Annotated in this window: 16 protein-coding genes; 8 read left to right on the top strand and 8 right to left on the bottom strand. The window is 54.7% G+C overall.

Annotated features, from left to right (window positions below):
• The first annotated feature begins 32 nt into the window (after positions 1 to 32).
• Both pptA and EnteroDNA1_RS03780 read left to right on the top strand, forming a co-directional pair.
• Positions 33 to 263, top strand: coding sequence for a tautomerase PptA (gene pptA / locus EnteroDNA1_RS03785; RefSeq protein WP_023335848.1), 231 nt, complete (start codon positions 33 to 35; stop codon positions 261 to 263).
• 193 nt (positions 264 to 456) lie between these two features.
• Entirely contained in the window at positions 457 to 1,458 is a 1,002-nt protein-coding gene (locus tag EnteroDNA1_RS03780) for a Kdo(2)-lipid IV(A) acyltransferase (RefSeq protein WP_039262853.1), read from the top strand.
• Positions 1,459 to 1,503: 45 nt separating this feature from the next.
• Here EnteroDNA1_RS03780 and EnteroDNA1_RS03775 read toward each other — a convergent pair whose 3' ends face one another.
• Complete coding sequence (locus tag EnteroDNA1_RS03775; RefSeq protein ID WP_064672607.1) at positions 1,504 to 3,189, bottom strand: NAD-dependent malic enzyme; 1,686 nt, start codon at positions 3,187 to 3,189, stop codon at positions 1,504 to 1,506.
• Between the two features lie 32 nt (positions 3,190 to 3,221).
• The gene (locus EnteroDNA1_RS03770; RefSeq protein WP_069302883.1) at positions 3,222 to 4,169 is read right to left on the bottom strand and encodes an AEC family transporter; all 948 of its coding nucleotides are present in this window, start codon (positions 4,167 to 4,169) and stop codon (positions 3,222 to 3,224) included.
• Positions 4,170 to 4,573: 404 nt separating this feature from the next.
• Here EnteroDNA1_RS03770 and EnteroDNA1_RS03765 point away from each other — a divergent pair, with 404 nt between their 5' ends.
• Together EnteroDNA1_RS03765 and EnteroDNA1_RS03760 are read left to right on the top strand one after the other, a co-directional pair.
• On the top strand, positions 4,574 to 5,905 hold the full coding sequence (locus EnteroDNA1_RS03765; protein WP_048977588.1) for a 2-hydroxycarboxylate transporter family protein: 1,332 nt from the start codon (positions 4,574 to 4,576) through the stop codon (positions 5,903 to 5,905).
• Positions 5,906 to 6,026: 121 nt separating this feature from the next.
• On the top strand, positions 6,027 to 6,662 hold the full coding sequence (locus tag EnteroDNA1_RS03760; RefSeq protein WP_048978823.1) for a helix-turn-helix domain-containing protein: 636 nt from the start codon (positions 6,027 to 6,029) through the stop codon (positions 6,660 to 6,662).
• A 27-nt stretch (positions 6,663 to 6,689) separates the two neighbouring features.
• Here the strand turns inward: EnteroDNA1_RS03760 and pdxR are convergent, their stop codons facing one another.
• A complete protein-coding gene (gene pdxR, locus EnteroDNA1_RS03755) occupies positions 6,690 to 8,168 on the bottom strand; it encodes a MocR-like pyridoxine biosynthesis transcription factor PdxR (RefSeq protein ID WP_069302882.1) in 1,479 nt (492 codons plus the stop codon).
• Positions 8,169 to 8,332: 164 nt separating this feature from the next.
• Between pdxR and EnteroDNA1_RS03750 the strand changes: the two genes are divergently transcribed.
• Positions 8,333 to 8,788: a GNAT family N-acetyltransferase gene (locus EnteroDNA1_RS03750; RefSeq protein WP_033145660.1), complete on the top strand. Its 456-nt coding sequence runs from the start codon at positions 8,333 to 8,335 to the stop codon at positions 8,786 to 8,788.
• Positions 8,789 to 8,856: 68 nt separating this feature from the next.
• Here EnteroDNA1_RS03750 and EnteroDNA1_RS03745 read toward each other — a convergent pair whose 3' ends face one another.
• Positions 8,857 to 9,159, bottom strand: a complete 303-nt coding sequence (locus EnteroDNA1_RS03745; RefSeq protein WP_045354132.1) for an ArsR/SmtB family transcription factor — start codon at positions 9,157 to 9,159, stop codon at positions 8,857 to 8,859.
• A gap of 160 nt (positions 9,160 to 9,319) precedes the next feature.
• Between EnteroDNA1_RS03745 and fusA the strand changes: the two genes are divergently transcribed.
• Positions 9,320 to 11,422, top strand: coding sequence for an elongation factor G (fusA, locus tag EnteroDNA1_RS03740; RefSeq protein ID WP_064672605.1), 2,103 nt, complete (start codon positions 9,320 to 9,322; stop codon positions 11,420 to 11,422).
• Positions 11,423 to 11,501: 79 nt separating this feature from the next.
• Here fusA and EnteroDNA1_RS03735 read toward each other — a convergent pair whose 3' ends face one another.
• The 3 genes from EnteroDNA1_RS03735 to EnteroDNA1_RS03725 all read right to left on the bottom strand — a co-directional run bounded on the left by EnteroDNA1_RS03735 (position 11,502) and on the right by EnteroDNA1_RS03725 (position 12,988).
• Positions 11,502 to 11,927: a DUF3828 domain-containing protein gene (locus EnteroDNA1_RS03735; protein WP_064672604.1), complete on the bottom strand. Its 426-nt coding sequence runs from the start codon at positions 11,925 to 11,927 to the stop codon at positions 11,502 to 11,504.
• Positions 11,927 to 12,289: a hypothetical protein gene (locus tag EnteroDNA1_RS03730; RefSeq protein ID WP_069302881.1), complete on the bottom strand. Its 363-nt coding sequence runs from the start codon at positions 12,287 to 12,289 to the stop codon at positions 11,927 to 11,929. The genes EnteroDNA1_RS03735 and EnteroDNA1_RS03730 overlap by 1 nt, the downstream gene beginning before the upstream one ends.
• Positions 12,290 to 12,415: 126 nt before the next feature.
• Positions 12,416 to 12,988 (bottom strand): flavin reductase family protein, encoded by a 573-nt coding sequence (locus tag EnteroDNA1_RS03725; protein WP_033145657.1) that lies wholly within the window; start codon positions 12,986 to 12,988, stop codon positions 12,416 to 12,418.
• Positions 12,989 to 13,097: 109 nt separating this feature from the next.
• On the opposite strand from EnteroDNA1_RS03725, the gene nhoA reads away from it, so the two are divergent.
• Positions 13,098 to 13,943: an N-hydroxyarylamine O-acetyltransferase gene (nhoA, locus tag EnteroDNA1_RS03720; protein WP_048978826.1), complete on the top strand. Its 846-nt coding sequence runs from the start codon at positions 13,098 to 13,100 to the stop codon at positions 13,941 to 13,943.
• Positions 13,944 to 13,982: 39 nt separating this feature from the next.
• On the opposite strand, the gene EnteroDNA1_RS03715 is transcribed toward nhoA, so the two are convergent.
• Positions 13,983 to 14,576, bottom strand: coding sequence for a TetR family transcriptional regulator (locus EnteroDNA1_RS03715; RefSeq protein WP_069302880.1), 594 nt, complete (start codon positions 14,574 to 14,576; stop codon positions 13,983 to 13,985).
• 116 nt (positions 14,577 to 14,692) lie between these two features.
• Here EnteroDNA1_RS03715 and EnteroDNA1_RS03710 point away from each other — a divergent pair, with 116 nt between their 5' ends.
• Entirely contained in the window at positions 14,693 to 16,180 is a 1,488-nt protein-coding gene (locus EnteroDNA1_RS03710) for an MFS transporter (protein ID WP_069302879.1), read from the top strand.
• Positions 16,181 to 16,231: the final 51 nt, after the last annotated feature.

Genomic DNA, 16,231 nt, shown 5'->3' with positions numbered 1-16,231 from the left:
TGGAGCCCTGACTCACAACTGGAAGCCTGCATATGCCACACGTAGATATCAAATGTTTTCCCCGCGATTTGAACGACGAACAAAAAACCGCACTGGCCGAGGATATTGCTGAGGTCATTATTCGCCATTTCAACAGCAAAGACAGCTCGGTGTCCGTTGCGTTGAATCAGGTGAACCAGGAGGACTGGAAAGCGCAGGTCTGGGATACCGAAATAGGACCGAAGCTGGACGAATTAATCAAAAAGCCAGGCTATTCAATGTAAGCGCAATTGCCGGGGGGAACTCTTCTCCCCGGTTTTTCCCCGCCTCGTCTTCCCGCTTTTTCGCAAAAATCGATAAAAATGCGTTTTATCTTATCCGTTACACTTTACGTTTCTTACTGACATTTCATACATCCTTAGGAAAGATCTCAAACAGAATCAATTAAGGACAGACACGCTAAAGGATAATTTTCTCATGACAAAATTACCCCGTTTTTCACTCGCCTTTCTTCACCCTCGTTACTGGCTAAGCTGGGCTGGCATCGCCGCGCTGTGGCTCATCATGCTGCTCCCTTATCCGCTGCTGTTCCGAATCGGCCACAGTCTTGGACGGCTGGCGATGCGCCTGCTTCCGCGCCGCGTTGAGATTGCCCGCCGCAACCTGGAACTCTGTTTTCCGGAGATGAAAAAGGCGGAGCGAGAGTCACTGCTGCAGCGTAATTTTGAATCGGTAGGAATGGGGGTAATCGAAACCGGGATGGCATGGTTCTGGCCCGCGTGGCGGGTGAAGAAATGCTTTACCGTGACGGGTTATGAGCACATGGAAAAGGCGCGGGCAAAGGGAAATGGCGTGGTGCTCGTTGGCATGCATTTTCTCACCCTTGAGCTGGGCGCGCGGATCTTTGGCATGCTCAACCCCGGCATTGGGGTGTATCGTCCGAATAATAACGCGCTGCTGGACTGGCTTCAGACGCGCGGGCGCCTGCGCTCCAATAAAACCATGCTCGATCGTCATGATTTAAAGGGCATGATCCGCTCGCTGAAGCAGAATGAAATTTTGTGGTACGCCCCGGACCATGACTATGGCAAAACCAATAGCGTCTTTGTGCCGTTCTTTGCGGTTGCGGATGCCGCCACGACCGCTGGAAGCTATATGCTGGTCAAAAGCGCTAAGCCAGCCGTCATTCCCTTTGTGCCGCGCCGCAGGGCGGACGGTACCGGCTACGAACTGATTATTCTGGAGGATATCAGCGAGGCGCTGCAGGGGGGCGATAAAGAATCTGTTGCGACGCAGATGAACAGGGCGATTGAGCAGGCGGTACGGATGGCGCCAGAACAGTATATGTGGCTACACCGGCGCTTCAAAACGCGTCCTGAAGGTCAGCCTGACCGGTATGCCCGCCGCAAGAGCGTGGCACCACGGGCTGATATCCTGTCCGCCGCCGATCTTTCCGACCGATCGGGCGTCCAGCACTGAGGCAGCAATCCTGCCCTCACCGTGCAGCGAGGGCAGGATCGAGGCTTACAGCGCAGACCTGCGGTACGGCGCATAGTCCGCCTGCCACCAGGTCTTCTCAATACGCGCCATCAGCGTCTCATCATCTGTCGCCGGAGCCACGCCCTGTTCAATCGCGGCCCGGGCGACGGCGACGGCAATCTGGCGTGAGACCGTTTCAATCTGATCTACCGGCGGCAGCAATCCGCCTTTTTCCGTGGTGACCAGCGGAGACTGCGCGGCCAGGCTGCGGCTTGCGGCCATCAGCATCTCTTCCGTCACCCGGCGCGCGTTGCAGGCCAGTACGCCCAGCCCCAGGCCCGGGAAAATATAGGCGTTGTTACACTGGGCGATCTCGTAGTGTTCATTCTCCCAGAATACCGGGGCGAACGGGCTGCCGGTGGCCACCAGCGCGGCACCCTGGGTCCAGGCGATAAGATCCTGCGGCTGGGCTTCCGCCCGCGAGGTCGGGTTCGAGAGCGGCATGATGATCGGGCGCGGACAGTGGCGATGCATCTCTTTGACAATCTCTTCGCTGAACAGCCCCGGCTGGCCCGAAACGCCGATCATCACCGTGGGATGCGCGTTTTTCACCACGTCCAGCAGGGAAATATTTTGCGAGTCTACCTGCCAGCTGCAAACGGCGTCGCGCGCGGTAAGCAGGTTTTTCTGGAAATCGAGCAGGTTGGTCATGTCGTCGGTCAGCAGGCCGAAGCGATCGACCATAAAGATCCGGCTGCGCGCTTCCGGCTCGGCCAGGCCGTCATCCACCATTAGCGCCACAATTTTTTCAGCTATCCCGCATCCGGCAGAGCCGCTGCCCAGGAAGACCACGCGCTGGTCGCGAATGCGCGTGCCCGCCGCATGTGCCGCCGCCATCAGCGTACCGGCGGTCACGGCGGCCGTGCCCTGGATATCATCATTGAAGCAGCACAGCTGGTCGCGGTAGCGCTGCAGCAGCCTGGTGGCGTTTTTCTGCGCAAAGTCTTCAAATTGCAGGAGCACATTGGGCCAGCGCGCTTTAACGGTGCTGACAAACATATCCATAAACTCAGCGTACTGATCGTCGCTGATGCGCGGGTGGCGCCAGCCCATGTACATCGGGTCGTCGAGGTGCTGCTGATTATTGGTGCCGACATCCAGCATAATCGGCAGGGTAGAGGCCGGATGGATCCCGCCGCAGGCGGTATACAGCGACAGCTTGCCAATTGGGATACCCATTCCGCCGATACCCTGATCGCCAAGCCCTAAAATACGTTCCCCGTCCGTCACCACAATCACACGAACGTCGTTGCGCGAAAAGCTTTGCAGCATCTCATCAATACGATGTCGATTCGGCCATGAAATAAACAGGCCGCGCGCGCGTCGATAAATCGTGGAGAAATGCTCGCAGGCTTCACCGACCGTCGGGGTATAGATAATCGGTAGCGTCTCTTTCAGATGCGAACGCAGGAGGTTATAAAAGAGCGTTTCGTTGGTGTCCTGAATATTTCGCAGGTAAACATGACGCGAAATATCGCTTTTAAAATGGCAGAACTGCACCCAGGCGCGCTCGGTTTGTTCCTCAATAGTTTCAACGTTGTGCGGCAATAACCCATGCAGATTAAAATTGTCACGCTCTTCTTTAATAAATGCGAGTCCTTTATTTAGCAGCGGATTTTCCAGCAATACGGCCCCGTTATAGGGGGTGTACAGAACTTCTTTCCGGGACATGGTTAACTCCTGAATTTTTTATATAAAGCAGATTAAGAGATGAAATAGATCATAATGCCTTCGGTCACGACCCCGACGGCAGTGCCAATTAATATGGAAGAGGATGCGGTATCAATATAGGTATCGCTGCGTAAGGCAAACATCCCCGCGGCAATCGCGGAAGGCGTTGCGCCAATAATAACGACCTGCTGCAGTAAGGTGTGGCTCAGGCCAAAGGCGATCCCCGCTGCGGCCATCATTGCCGGCTGAATAAGGTTTTTAATACTGATGTTGGTAAACGTCTGCACGTTCAGTTTTGGACGTTCACCGTAAAACAACAGGCCGAGGGCAAACAGGGACAGCCCGCCTGAAACCTTGCCAACCATCTCAATAGGCATGCTGAGAATGGAAGGTATCTGCACGCCGGCCAGGCTGAGCAAGACGCCGGAAACCGGGATCCAGACGATAGGATTGCGTGCCGCTTTGATGAGGTTTTGCACGATCATCGCGCCCGGGTGCAGTGCCTCCAGGCCATCTTGACCGTTTTTATCACCCATACGAATCAGGACGATAGTCAGAGGGATCATGATAACGCTGGTAATAATATTGCCAATCAGCACGCCGATAAATCCTTCCGGCCCAATCAATACCGCCAGGACCGGTGCGCCAAAGTAGGCCATATCCGGAAAGGCGCAAACCAGAGACTGAATGGCGCTGGTTTTGATATCGTGGCGGAAAACGTAGCGCGAAATAAATAGCGTCAGTAAATACGACCCCATTAAACCGACAACTAAAACGGCCATAAAGGTCAGATTCTTAATTTTATTCGGGTCGGTATGCAATGCGCCGATAAAAAGATGGAAAGGAAGGGCGAAACGAATCACCACGGTTGCTATAACGTTTGCATCTTCACGCCGGGAATATCCCAGCTTTCCACTTAGCCATCCAAGTAACATTATAAAGACGAGCGGAAACAGTGACTGTAATAGTAATGAAGGCATAGTATTTCCTGTAGGGTATTTTATGTGTTTTATTGCAGCGCTAATCTAGCGCTTAGAAAGCAGGGCAGGAGTGACAAGGGTCACACTCTCTCTGGTTTTATTAATTTCAAAAAGATTGCATTAGTTGGATAACTAATACTTTCGTCAAATATTGATAAGACGCAAGAAAGCGACAATGGGCGCCATAAATAACTTTAGTTACTTAATGCTGAATTAAGTTATTTAAAAGCAAAGAGCCGAATTGTTCACATTTCTTCCGGCAGGCCCGTGCTAATTTCATGTTGAGCCTGTTTTTAGAAAAGGCCATCTAAGTCTTTATTTATATTTAAGAACATTTATTCGTATCAGGAATAGTTTCAGTTATTCCTTTCTCTGTTTATCCGAACACAAATTCAGGTGATTATATGAAAGATAATCCTGTACCGACTTCTGAACTGTCGACCTCGCGTTTTGCCTTTGGGCTCAACAATACCGAGGTGGGCACGGTCCCGTTGATGCTGTTCGTCGGGATCGCCGCGATTGTGGCGACGTCCGCCTGGGCAGGGCTGCTGCCAAAAAATATGATTGGTGGACTCGCGGTCATCATGACCCTCGGCTTCGCGTTTGCCAAAGTAGGGCGTCAAATCCCGGTGCTGAAAGATATCGGCGGCCCGGCGATCCTGTGCCTGATGGTCCCCTCCGTGCTGGTCTATTTTGGCGTATTCGGGAAACATACCCTTGATACCGTGCATTTGCTGATGAAAGAGGCGAATCTGCTCTATTTCGTCATCGCCTGCCTGGTGGTCGGCAGCATTCTGGGGATGAACCGGGTGCTGCTGATCCAGGGGATGATGCGCATGTTTGTTCCGCTGGTGGCGGGAACATGCATGGCCGTGCTGAGCGGCCTCATTGTGGGCTCACTGTTTGGTTATACGCCTTACCACACCTTCTTCTTCATCATTGTGCCCATCATCGGCGGTGGGATTGGCGAGGGGATTTTGCCGCTGTCCCTGGCCTATTCGGCAATACTGGGGCAGACGCCGGACGTCTACGTTGCGCAGCTGGCACCCGCTGCGGTCGTCGGGAATATCTTCGCCATTATTTGTGCGGGCTCGCTGGCGCGTCTCGGCGCGAAACGCCCTGCGCTTTCGGGAGATGGCATGCTTACGCGGAGTAAAGACGACGCCAGCCTGTTTGCCGGGGCGCAAAGCACGCAGCAGACGGATTTTCATCTGATGGGGGGCGGATTGCTGATGGTGTGCGCGTTTTTCATCGTCGGCGGATTGTTTGAAAAACTGGTACACATTCCCGGCCCGGTGCTGATGATCCTGATTGCCGTCCTGTGTAAATACTTCAGGGTGATCCCGGCCTCAATGGAGCAGGGCGCGCACAGCTGCTATAAATTCGTCTCGGCTGCGCTGGTCTGGCCGCTGATGATCGGCCTCGGAATGTTATACGTGCCGCTTGAAAGCGTGGTGTCGGTCTTCTCGGTGGGATACGTGGTGGTATGCGGTTCGGTTGTGATTGCGATGGCGCTGAGCGGCTACGTTATCGCGTCGCGTCTGAATATGTATCCTGTGGAAGCGGCCATTGTGACCTGCTGCCACAGCGGGCTGGGCGGAACGGGGGACGTGGCCATTTTGTCCGCGTCTAACCGAATGTCGCTCATGCCGTTCGCGCAGATCGCCACCCGCATCGGCGGCGCGTCGACGGTGATTTTCGCCACGCTGCTGATGGGCTGGATAATGGCGCACTGATCCGAAACGTCAGGATGCTGAATCGCAACGACATTTTCAGGGTGCCGCTGCGGTTCAGTCCTTTATAAAACTCACCGCGCTGTATAGAATTACCGCACCCACAGTGACGGGATACCACACGATGACCGGAAGAGTTGATTATCAGATTGAAAAATATCTCCTTACCGAAGCCGCCGAGCCGGAGCGCCTGACGCGCCAGTGGGCAGAGGTGATGGAGGAGTGTCGTGAGCAACAGTCCGGTGCAGAGGAGCGGCTGCGCCTCGCGTTGCTCAATGTGGATTACGTCACCAGCTTCGAGCTGCCCTTCAGGCTGCTCCTTACCCGTGCGCCCCAGCTGATAGACATTGTCAGAAAAGAGCTTCAGCTCAGTCAGAAAAATGTTCTGTTCAACGGCAAGCGCTTTGGCTGCGTCTATAGCCTGAAAAGGGATCTCGACGGAATACCTGACGAATTTACCTATCAGCTGAAAACGCGTATCCAGCGCAGTGACGCGACAGGATGCAATGAACTGCCTTACCGGCAAATTGCCCAGCAGGTTAAAGCCCCAAAGGAACGCCTCAGGCTGGCGCTGGAAAACGGGCTGTCCGTGACGGCACTCGACGGGCTTTTCTGGTTTGGCATTCAGCGCATCGCGGCCGATGTGCAGAGATTACGCAAAACGGGGATGAGGATCGCGACGTCCGACGCCGAGGTGTTTGATACGCTCACCAAAACAACCCGGCGGATCCCTGTTTATAGCCTTGCTCGCCCGGAATGAGTATTCGCCGCTGACCGGTCGACGGCATCAAACATGACGGAAAATTGCGGCCAGTTTTTTTACAGCGTCTTCTATTTCCATTTCCGTGTAAGCAGCAAATCCCATCAAAAAACCGGTGGACGCGGGGGGACCTGCATATAAATCGGTAAGGCCAAGTATATCAACACCCGCGCGGCGGGCGGCGGTGGCTATTTCTTTCTCGGATATGCCGTGCTTCAGGTGACAAGGCATTTGCATTCCCCCCGCTGGCGTTTCACAGGTAACATATTCGGAGAGATATTCGTCCATCATGCTTGCCAGCGTGTCGCGACGAGCAACATAAATACTCCGCATCTTACGAACATAGGCGCCAAAATGGCCTCCCTCCAGAAATTTAGCCAGCGTCAGCTGGGTTATTGAGGCGGTGTGACCATCCATTAACGTCCTCGCCATGGTAAAGGGCTCTGTCAATTCTGAGGGAACGATCACGTAGGCAATACGCAGCCCAGGGAACAGAGACTTGGTGAACGTGCCGATATAAATTGTCCGGTTATACGTATCAAGCCCCTGAAGACTGGCCATAGGCTTACCTTCGTAGTGAAACTCGCTGTCATAGTCATCCTCAATAATCCAGGCTCCGTAACGGTTTGCCCATTTAACAACTGCCAGTCGTCGGTCAAGAGAGAGCGTCACCCCGGTGGGGTACTGATGAGAAGGCGTAAGGTAGATCGCCCTGGCAGGCTCGGTCAGAGAATTAAGCCCGTCAACCGAGATGCCTTTTTCATCAAGAGGAACCGGAATACAGAGAAGCCCTGCAGCGCTGAACGCTTTGTGTGCCCCTTGATAGGAGGGATCTTCAATGACAATGCCATCCCCGGCGTCCATCAGCACGTGGGAACAGAGCGCAAGCGCCTGTTGAGAACTTGTCAGAACGATGACCTGTTCTGCCCTCGCACGCGTTCCGCGCTCAAGGTTGACATATTCCGCAATTGCCCGTCGCAGGCGCTCTATACCCTGGGGTGGACTTTGCTCTAACGCCTGGTGCTGAAACTCCTTCAGTACCTGTCGCTGAAGACGCTCCCAGATCGGAAGGGGAAACATGCGGGTTTCAGGAATGCCGGGCGCAAGGGGGCGAGGTGAAGAAAACTCGCGGATCCCGCCGCTTTCATAAACGGTCTTTCCCCGGACGCTGAGTTTTGCTTTTCGTATCTCAGCGGTTGGCTGATGCTGTCGAGGACGGGGTTTTAAAAAACGCGCGCTGGAAGAGACGAAGCTCCCTCTGCCTGTTTGTCTCTCAATAAAACCTTCGGCATGCAGGCTGGAGTAGGCCGCTTCAATGGTGTCCCGGGAAACGCCGAGAGACGTCGCCAGCGCGCGTGAAGCAGGAAGGGCCTTACCGTGAGATAGCACTCCTTCCAGTATCAGCGTCCGTATTGCTCTCTGGATCCTTTCATGAAGCGGTAGCGATCCGTTAGCGGGGTCGATAATCCATGCCTTAACCGTTTCTAGCTGCGCGTGCTTAAACATTACGTTGTCCACTTTCCCTCTGTATCTCTTGATTCTAAAGCAATAGTGCACGCAGCAGGATGAAAAATTGGTCTGCCTTGATGGCGAGAATTGGCGGGGCAAAACGTGCCATTCAGCGAATACACTCTTCCTGAAACGAATAAACGGGTGAGCAAAGAGGCAATATGAATAATACGAGCGTGATAATTGAGGCAGTTAAAGAACGTGATTTTGAAAGCTGGATGCCGCTATGGGGAAAATATCAGGCGTTTTACAACGTCGATCTGTCCGGGACCATTACTGAACGAACCTGGCAACGATTTTTCAGCCCCGTTGAGCCGCTATTCTGCGTGGTGGCACGATGTAATGGAGACGTAGTGGGTTTTGCGCATTATCTTTTTCACCGTTCGACATGGGCTGAGAGCGATTACTGCTACCTCGAAGATTTATACGTCTGCGAAGCCGTAAGGGGCAAACACATTGGCAAACAGTTAATAGAATATGTTCAGAGAGAAGCCAGAAAACATCATGCCAGTCATCTTTACTGGCATACGCATGAAGCCAACTATCGCGGGCAACGATTGTACGACTGGATTGCGAAGAAAAGTGGAATGATTGAATATCGTATGCACGTAAGATAAATCCCTCTGCTGACATTATGCCCCTTACATCTTTACGGGGCATTTTTCAGGGGATAACAGGTATATCCTTATGATTTAGCCTGTAAAAGTATCTCCATCAGCCCTGGAAAACGGGCATCCAGATCCTCTCTTCGCAACGAAATCATGTTCTCCCGCCCCTGCGGGCGCTGCCAGATAACCCCGCTGTCGCGCAGTACGCGCCAGTGGTGGGTCATTGTCGATTTCACCACATCCTCCGGGCGCAGCGCGTTACAGCTGAGTTCGCTGCCATCGGCCAGCCGGCGAATGATCGACAGCCGGAGCGGGTTGCCGAGGGCAAACAGCACATTTTCCAGCAGTATTTGTTCAGTTTCAGGGTGGTTTGGGATCATCGTTTTCCTGCGTTTGGCGTCAGATTGAGCTATATCAACAATAGGTCAACCGTTAAAAAATAGTTCGATAATACTCGTACAATAGGACTATTATAGCAAACGAACGAATGCACGACCATCCTGGTCGTCACAGACAAGTCATAGTGACTAAGGAAATATCATGCCCCGACCCATCCCTCTCGAACGTTATCGCAACATCGGTATCTCCGCGCATATCGATGCCGGTAAAACCACCACCACTGAGCGCATCCTGTTTTACACCGGGATGAGCCACAAGCTGGGTGAAGTACACGATGGCGCGGCAACCACTGACTGGATGGCGCAGGAGCAAGAGCGCGGGATCACGATTACCTCCGCGGCCGTCAGCTGCTTCTGGCCGGGTATGGACAGAGGCTATGAGCCGCACCGGATCAACATCATTGACACCCCGGGGCACGTGGATTTCACCATTGAGGTGGAACGTTCCATGCGCGTGCTCGACGGCGCCGTGATGGTGTATGACTCCGTGGGCGGCGTGCAGCCGCAGTCGGAAACCGTCTGGCGTCAGGCCAATAAATATCACGTTCCGCGTCTGGCCTTCGTCAACAAAATGGACCGGCCGGGTGCCGATTTCTTCCGCGTCGTGCGGATGATGCAGGAGCGCCTGAAGGCCAATCCGGTGCCGATTGTCATCCCGGTGGGTGCAGAAGATCATTTCACCGGCGTGGTGGATCTCATCAAGATGCGCACCATTCTGTGGGACGACGCGACGCAGGGCATGGTGTTCACCTATGCGCCCGTGCCGGACGATTTGGTCAGTACCGCCCAGGAATGGCGGGAAAAAATGGTCTCTGCGGCGGCGGAAGCCAGCGACGAGCTGATGGACAAATACCTGGAAACCGGCGACCTGACGGAAGCGGAAATTATCAAAGGGCTGCGTATTCGCACCATCTCGGGTGAAATTCAGCCGATGCTGTGCGGCAGCGCGTTCAAAAATAAAGGCGTGCAGCGCATGCTCGATGCGGTCATTGAGCTCATGCCGTCGCCGCTGGACGTGCCTGCCATTGATGGCGTGGATGAAAAAGGGCAGCACGCGGAGCGTCATCCAAGCGATGATGAGCCGTTCTCGGCCCTGGCATTCAAGCTGATGAGCGACCCGTACGTCGGTCAACTGACCTTTATCCGCGTGTACTCTGGCGTGCTGCGCAAAGGCGACGCGGTGTACAACCCGGTGAAAGGGAAGAAAGAGCGCATCGGGCGTATCGTGCTGATGCATGCCAACGATCGCCACGAGGTGGACGAACTGCGCGCCGGAGACATCGCGGCCTGCGTGGGTCTGAAGGATGTGACCACCGGCGACACGCTCACCGATCCGAACGCCGTGATCACGCTTGAACGCATGGAGTTCCCGGACCCGGTTATCTCGCTGGCGATCGAGCCGAAAACCAAGGCCGATCAGGAGAAAATGGGGATTGCCTTGCAGCGTCTGGCGGCGGAAGATCCGTCTTTCCGCCTGCATACTGACGAAGAGTCCGGTCAGACCATTATCTCCGGAATGGGGGAGCTACACCTCGAGATTATCGTTGATCGCATGAAGCGCGAGTTTGGCGTCGAGGCGAACATCGGTCGCCCGCAGGTGACCTACCGTGAAACCCTGCGTAAAACGGTGAAGGATATCGAAGGCAAATTTGTCCGTCAGTCCGGCGGTAAAGGGCAGTACGGCCATGTGGTGCTGAGCCTGGAGCCGCTGGAGCCTGGAAGTGGTTTTAAATTTGAAGATGCCACCAAGGGCGGCGTGGTACCGCGGGAGTATATCCCGTCCGTTGAGAAAGGGCTGCGGGAAGCGATGAACAGCGGCGTGCTGGCGGGCTATCCGGTCGTCGATGTCAAAGCGACGCTGACGTTTGGCTCGTATCACGACGTTGACTCCTCGGAGATGGCGTTCCGCATGGCGGCGATACTCGGCTTCAAAGAGGGCGCCCGCAGGGCGGATCCGGTGATTCTCGAGCCGGTCATGCACGTGGAGGTGGAAACACCGGAAGAGTACGCCGGTAACATTATGGGCGATCTCTCTTCCCGCCGCGGCATGGTGCAGGGGATGGCAGAGCAGTACGGAAGCCAGATTATTCGTGCTGACGTGCCGCTCGCAGAGATGTTTGGTTATGCCACGACATTGCGCTCGATGTCCCAGGGACGCGCGACGTATACGATGGAGTTCCATCATTTTGCGGAAGCCCCGCGGAATGTTGCGGATGAGATTATTTCACGACGTGCGAAGAGTTAATTAACTGCACATGGTAGTCGTTGGGCTACCATGTGCTTTTTCCTCTGCGACAGAGGGCGTTTCCTTTCATATTACGTTGTTACTTAATCAGCGTGGCCGAGCGAACTTTCCATACGCCTTTTTCCTGAACGAGACAATCTGCTACAACGTGATCTTGTTTCTTCCCAAACGCGATATAGACGTTTGTGCAAACGGCATCAAAATCAGAATGTAAGACGGTTATCTGATCCCAGTCTTCATCCCAGTCCTGCGATTTGATGAACATATCCGCATCTGGCATGTCTTTTTCGTTACTGTCGCCAGAGTACATTTCTTTAATTGCTGCGATAGTCTCTGCGGCAACGTAATTATTCATAATGTCCGGATTGAGTACGGGCGGTTTGTTCTGATCTAACTGCGCGATATACCATTGATTGAATTTAAGCGCCGCCTGGCCCGGTGCATAAATGTTATCTGCGACAGCGAACGGAGACAGGGCGAAAAGTAAAAAGAAGAGTGTTTTCATTAGTCATGCCTGAACAGTTCGTAATGAGGCTGTATGTTTCGGTAGGCCGGTCCTGGATACAGAGAGCGTTGTACAAAATCGCTGATCCACTGCTGACCATCGTATATGCAAACGTGCCCGCTATCGTGGCCCGCAATATTCTGGATAACGGCTACGTCACCAGCATGAGGTTGATCGTATACCAGGCGGAATCCAGCATTGACCAATGTTCGCCCCATGTCTTTTGCCAGACGCGTATTGGGGATTTTTAATCTTCCACCCGTTCTGATCGCTTCGGTGACGTAGTGAGCACAATAACCCGTACTCTTCGGTTGGGCGTGTGATTTGGCATACGAGATTGCGCCATCTTTATTCCATGTCATTGATATTTCCTTAACGCGAGAGTGCTAATGCAGCAACTCCGGAAATATCCTCCGTTTTAAAACGCAATGGTAAACATAAAATGCCATAGAAATTTACTATAATTCAGTAAGATATGATTAAGTAAATCAATCCAGCGCCTTCACCATCTTCCCGCTCGCGACAAACGTCCCGGCACCAAGATGATGCAGCGTATTCAGCTTATCCCCGTCAAACTGCCAGCGCCCGGCGATAAACGCGCGTTCATCGGCTGCCGCTGAAACCACTTCCCCAAACAGGGTATCGTATTTCTCAGCCGCGGAGGTCACGGGTAATAACCGACACTCCATCCACGCCAGACATTTCTCTTCAATTACCGGCAGGCCAAGTTCAGGACCGTTCACGACCGGGATCCCGTAGCAGTTGAATTTGTCCTCATCGCGCCCGCTGACGCTACCGACCGCGTATGTCCAGTTGGCCGCCGCCACGCCGGGAATGACGATGCCAAACTTCCCGCTGCGCTCAATCAGCTCGCGTGACCAGGTACTTTTATCCACGACTATCGCGATGCGCGGCGGTTCAAACTCAACGGGCATTGACCATGCGGCGGCCATCACGTTGCGTCTGTCGAGGCTTTCATCCCGACTGGTGATAAGCACAGTAGGGCCGTGGTTCAGCAGACGGCTGGCATGACGTAATTCAACGGGGCGAAAGTGGCTCATAGGATCTCCTCATCTACACCGATGTAGTATGACGAAAAAGCACGTAAATCAAAGTGGATGCGTAAAATTAGTTTATAAACAGAACATCTCAATCAAAGGAAACTGATGCATGTCCCCATTTCTGACCGCCTATTTTGCCCGCATCGGCTGGGCGCAACCGACGCGGGTGGATATCGATACCCTGCGCGCGCTGCATTTACATCACAACTGTGCGATCCCTTTTGAGAATATTGATGTCGTTCTGCCACGCGAAATCCAGCTTGACGATCGGTGTCTGGTCGACAAGCTGGTCACCGCACGTCGCGGAGGGTATTGCTTTGAGCAAAACGGTCTGTTCGAGCGCGTCCTGCGTGAAGTCGGGTTTACGGTGCGTAGCGTGCTGGGGCGCGTGGTATTAGCGAATCCGCCGCAAATGCCTCCGCGCACGCACCGTCTGCTGCTGGTTGAGCTTAACGGTGAGCGCTGGATTGCCGATGTGGGGTTTGGCGGCCAGACGCTGACGGCGCCGATTCGACTGCTCGCTAATGAAGAACAGGAGACGCCGCACGGGCTGTATCGTCTGCTGAGCGAGGGGAACGACTGGGTGCTGCAGTTCCGTCACCACGAGCACTGGCAGTCGATGTACCAGTTTGACCTGACGACGCAGTATTTCAGCGATTACGTGATGGGGAATTTCTGGTCGGCGCACTGGCCGCAGTCGCATTTTCGTCATCATCTGTTGATGTGTCGCCATCTGCCGGACGGCGGCAAGCTGACGCTAACCAACTTCAACTTTACCCACTGGCAGAACGGTCACGTAGAAGAGCAGATCCATTTGCCGGATGCTGAGGCGCTTTACCAGCTGATGCAGGAACGCTTTGGGCTGGGCGTTGACGATGCAAAACACGGATTTTCACTGGCGGAGCTGACGGCGGTAATGGCGGGCTTTGATACACATCCTCAGGCCGGGAAATAATACGCAGGCCGGGTAAGGCGTCGCCGCTACCCGGCAACATCACTGCTTAGACGGCGTATTAAACAACTCGAGCGTGATTAATTTATCAAGATGGTTATTAAAGGCGGCTTCGTCCATTTCGGGCATGTTTAAGATATACATTCCGTCAAGACCGCACACCAGACCAATCAAGCGCCAGGCAATATTTTCCGCTCGATCGCCCGGTTTTAATGCCCCGGCCTCCGTTCCCGCTTTGATAAGCGCCACCGTTTCCTGGTGCCACATCTCCATGGTCATCACATACGCGCCCTTGATATCGGCATCGCGGCTGGCGAGGATCTGCGCCTCACGCCACAGGCGAATATAGGGCTCAAACCTCCCGTCATCGCTGCCGAGCATGGCATGAAGCTGTTCCCGCCAGCCGGCCTGTCTACCCGCGACATCCGCATCCAGCAGCTCGCGAATTAGCCGTACGAAGGCCAGCGATTTTAGCTCGCCGCCGGACGTAAAATGATGATGCACCTGGCCGGTGGCGACTCCGGCCTCGGCAGCAATACGGCGTACCGTCATTGCCGCCAGTCCTTCAGCCAGCGCCACGCGCATGGCGGCCTGTAAGATGGCTTCCCGCCGTTCATCCTTGCTCAGATATCGCATGTTTACTCACTCTCAATGGGAATGAAACGAGTGTAACAAAAAGCTGGACATGCGTTCAACTTTACGTAGGATCGCATCCTGGACATGTGTCCATGTTTTAAAAGAAAAGGAAATTTATGTTTCGTCAGTGGTTAGCGTTAGTGATTATCGTGCTGGTGTATATCCCGGTGGCGATCGACGCGACGGTGCTGCACGTGGCGGCGCCGACATTGAGCATGACGCTGGGCGCCAGCGGCAATGAATTGCTGTGGATCATCGATATTTACTCGCTGGTCATGGCGGGAATGGTGCTGCCGATGGGCGCCCTGGGTGACCGCATTGGTTTTAAACGACTGCTCATGATTGGCAGCACGCTGTTTGGCCTGTCGTCGCTGGCGGCAGCGTTTGCCCCTTCAGCAGGGTGGCTGATTGCGGCGCGCGCCTCGCTGGCAATCGGCGCGGCGATGATTATTCCGGCCACGCTGGCTGGGATCCGTACGCTGTTTATCGACGCGCGGGATCGTAATATTGCGCTCGGCGTCTGGGCCGCGGTGGGGTCCGGTGGCGCGGCGTTTGGCCCGCTGATTGGCGGTATGCTGCTCGAGCATTTCTACTGGGGCTCGGTGTTTTTAATCAACGTACCGATCGTGCTGGTGGTGGTTTCGCTGGCGGCGCGTTTTGTGCCTCCTCAGCAGGGACGCCCGGAGCAGCCGCTGAATATCAGCCATGCCATTATGCTGATAGTGGCGATTTTGCTGCTGGTCTACAGCGCAAAAACAGCCCTCAAAGGCGCACTGTCGCCGTGGGTGGTCGCGTCCGCGCTGGTTACCGGCTCGGTGCTGCTGTTTATCTTCGTGCGTATTCAGCTCCGCGCCCGCGTGCCGATGATCGACATGCGTCTGTTCTGCCATCGTATCATTTTGAGCGGCGTGGTGATGGCGATGACCGCCATGATTGCCCTTGTAGGGTTTGAGCTGCTGATGGCCCAGGAGCTGCAGTTTGTTCACGGCTTTACGCCGTTTGAAGCGGGAATGTTCATGCTGCCGCTGATGGTGGCGAGCGGGTTTAGCGGTCCGATCGCGGGTGTGCTGGTCGGGCGATTAGGGCTACGCATCGTCGCGGCTGGTGGAATGGGGCTCAGCGCCGTTAGCTTTATCGGCCTGTCGATGCTCGACTTCAGCACGCAGCAGCTGCTGGCTTCTGCCCTGATGGTTCTGCTCGGCTTTAGCGCCGCCAGCGCGCTGCTGGCCTCGACCTCGGCGATCATGGCCGCTGCGCCGAAAGAGAAGGCCGCCGCCGCGGGGGCCATTGAAACCATGTCCTATGAACTGGGCGCCGGGCTGGGGATCGCCATCTTTGGCCTGCTGTTGACCCGCAGCTTCTCGGCGTCGATTGACCTGCCGCAGGGGCTGAACGCCTCGCTCGCAGATAAAGCCTCGTCATCCATTGGTGAGGCGATGAAGGTGGCGCAGGATCTGACCCCGACGCTGGCGGAGTCGGTGATTGAGGCGGCGAAAAGCGCGTTTATCACCTCGCACAGCGTGGCGCTGGGCAGCGCGGGCGGAATGCTGCTGTTGCTGGCAGTGGGGATCTGGTTCAGCCTGGCGAGGGTCAAGCCGCAGTAATACAGGGCGCGCGGTTGGCACGGGTGGGGCAGATGGGCTATGTTTTTTAAA

The sequence above is a fragment of the Enterobacter sp. HK169 genome (genome assembly GCF_001719105.1).
GTDB lineage: Bacteria > Pseudomonadota > Gammaproteobacteria > Enterobacterales > Enterobacteriaceae > Enterobacter > Enterobacter asburiae_B.
This window is presented reverse-complemented; position numbering and strand designations above follow the sequence as displayed.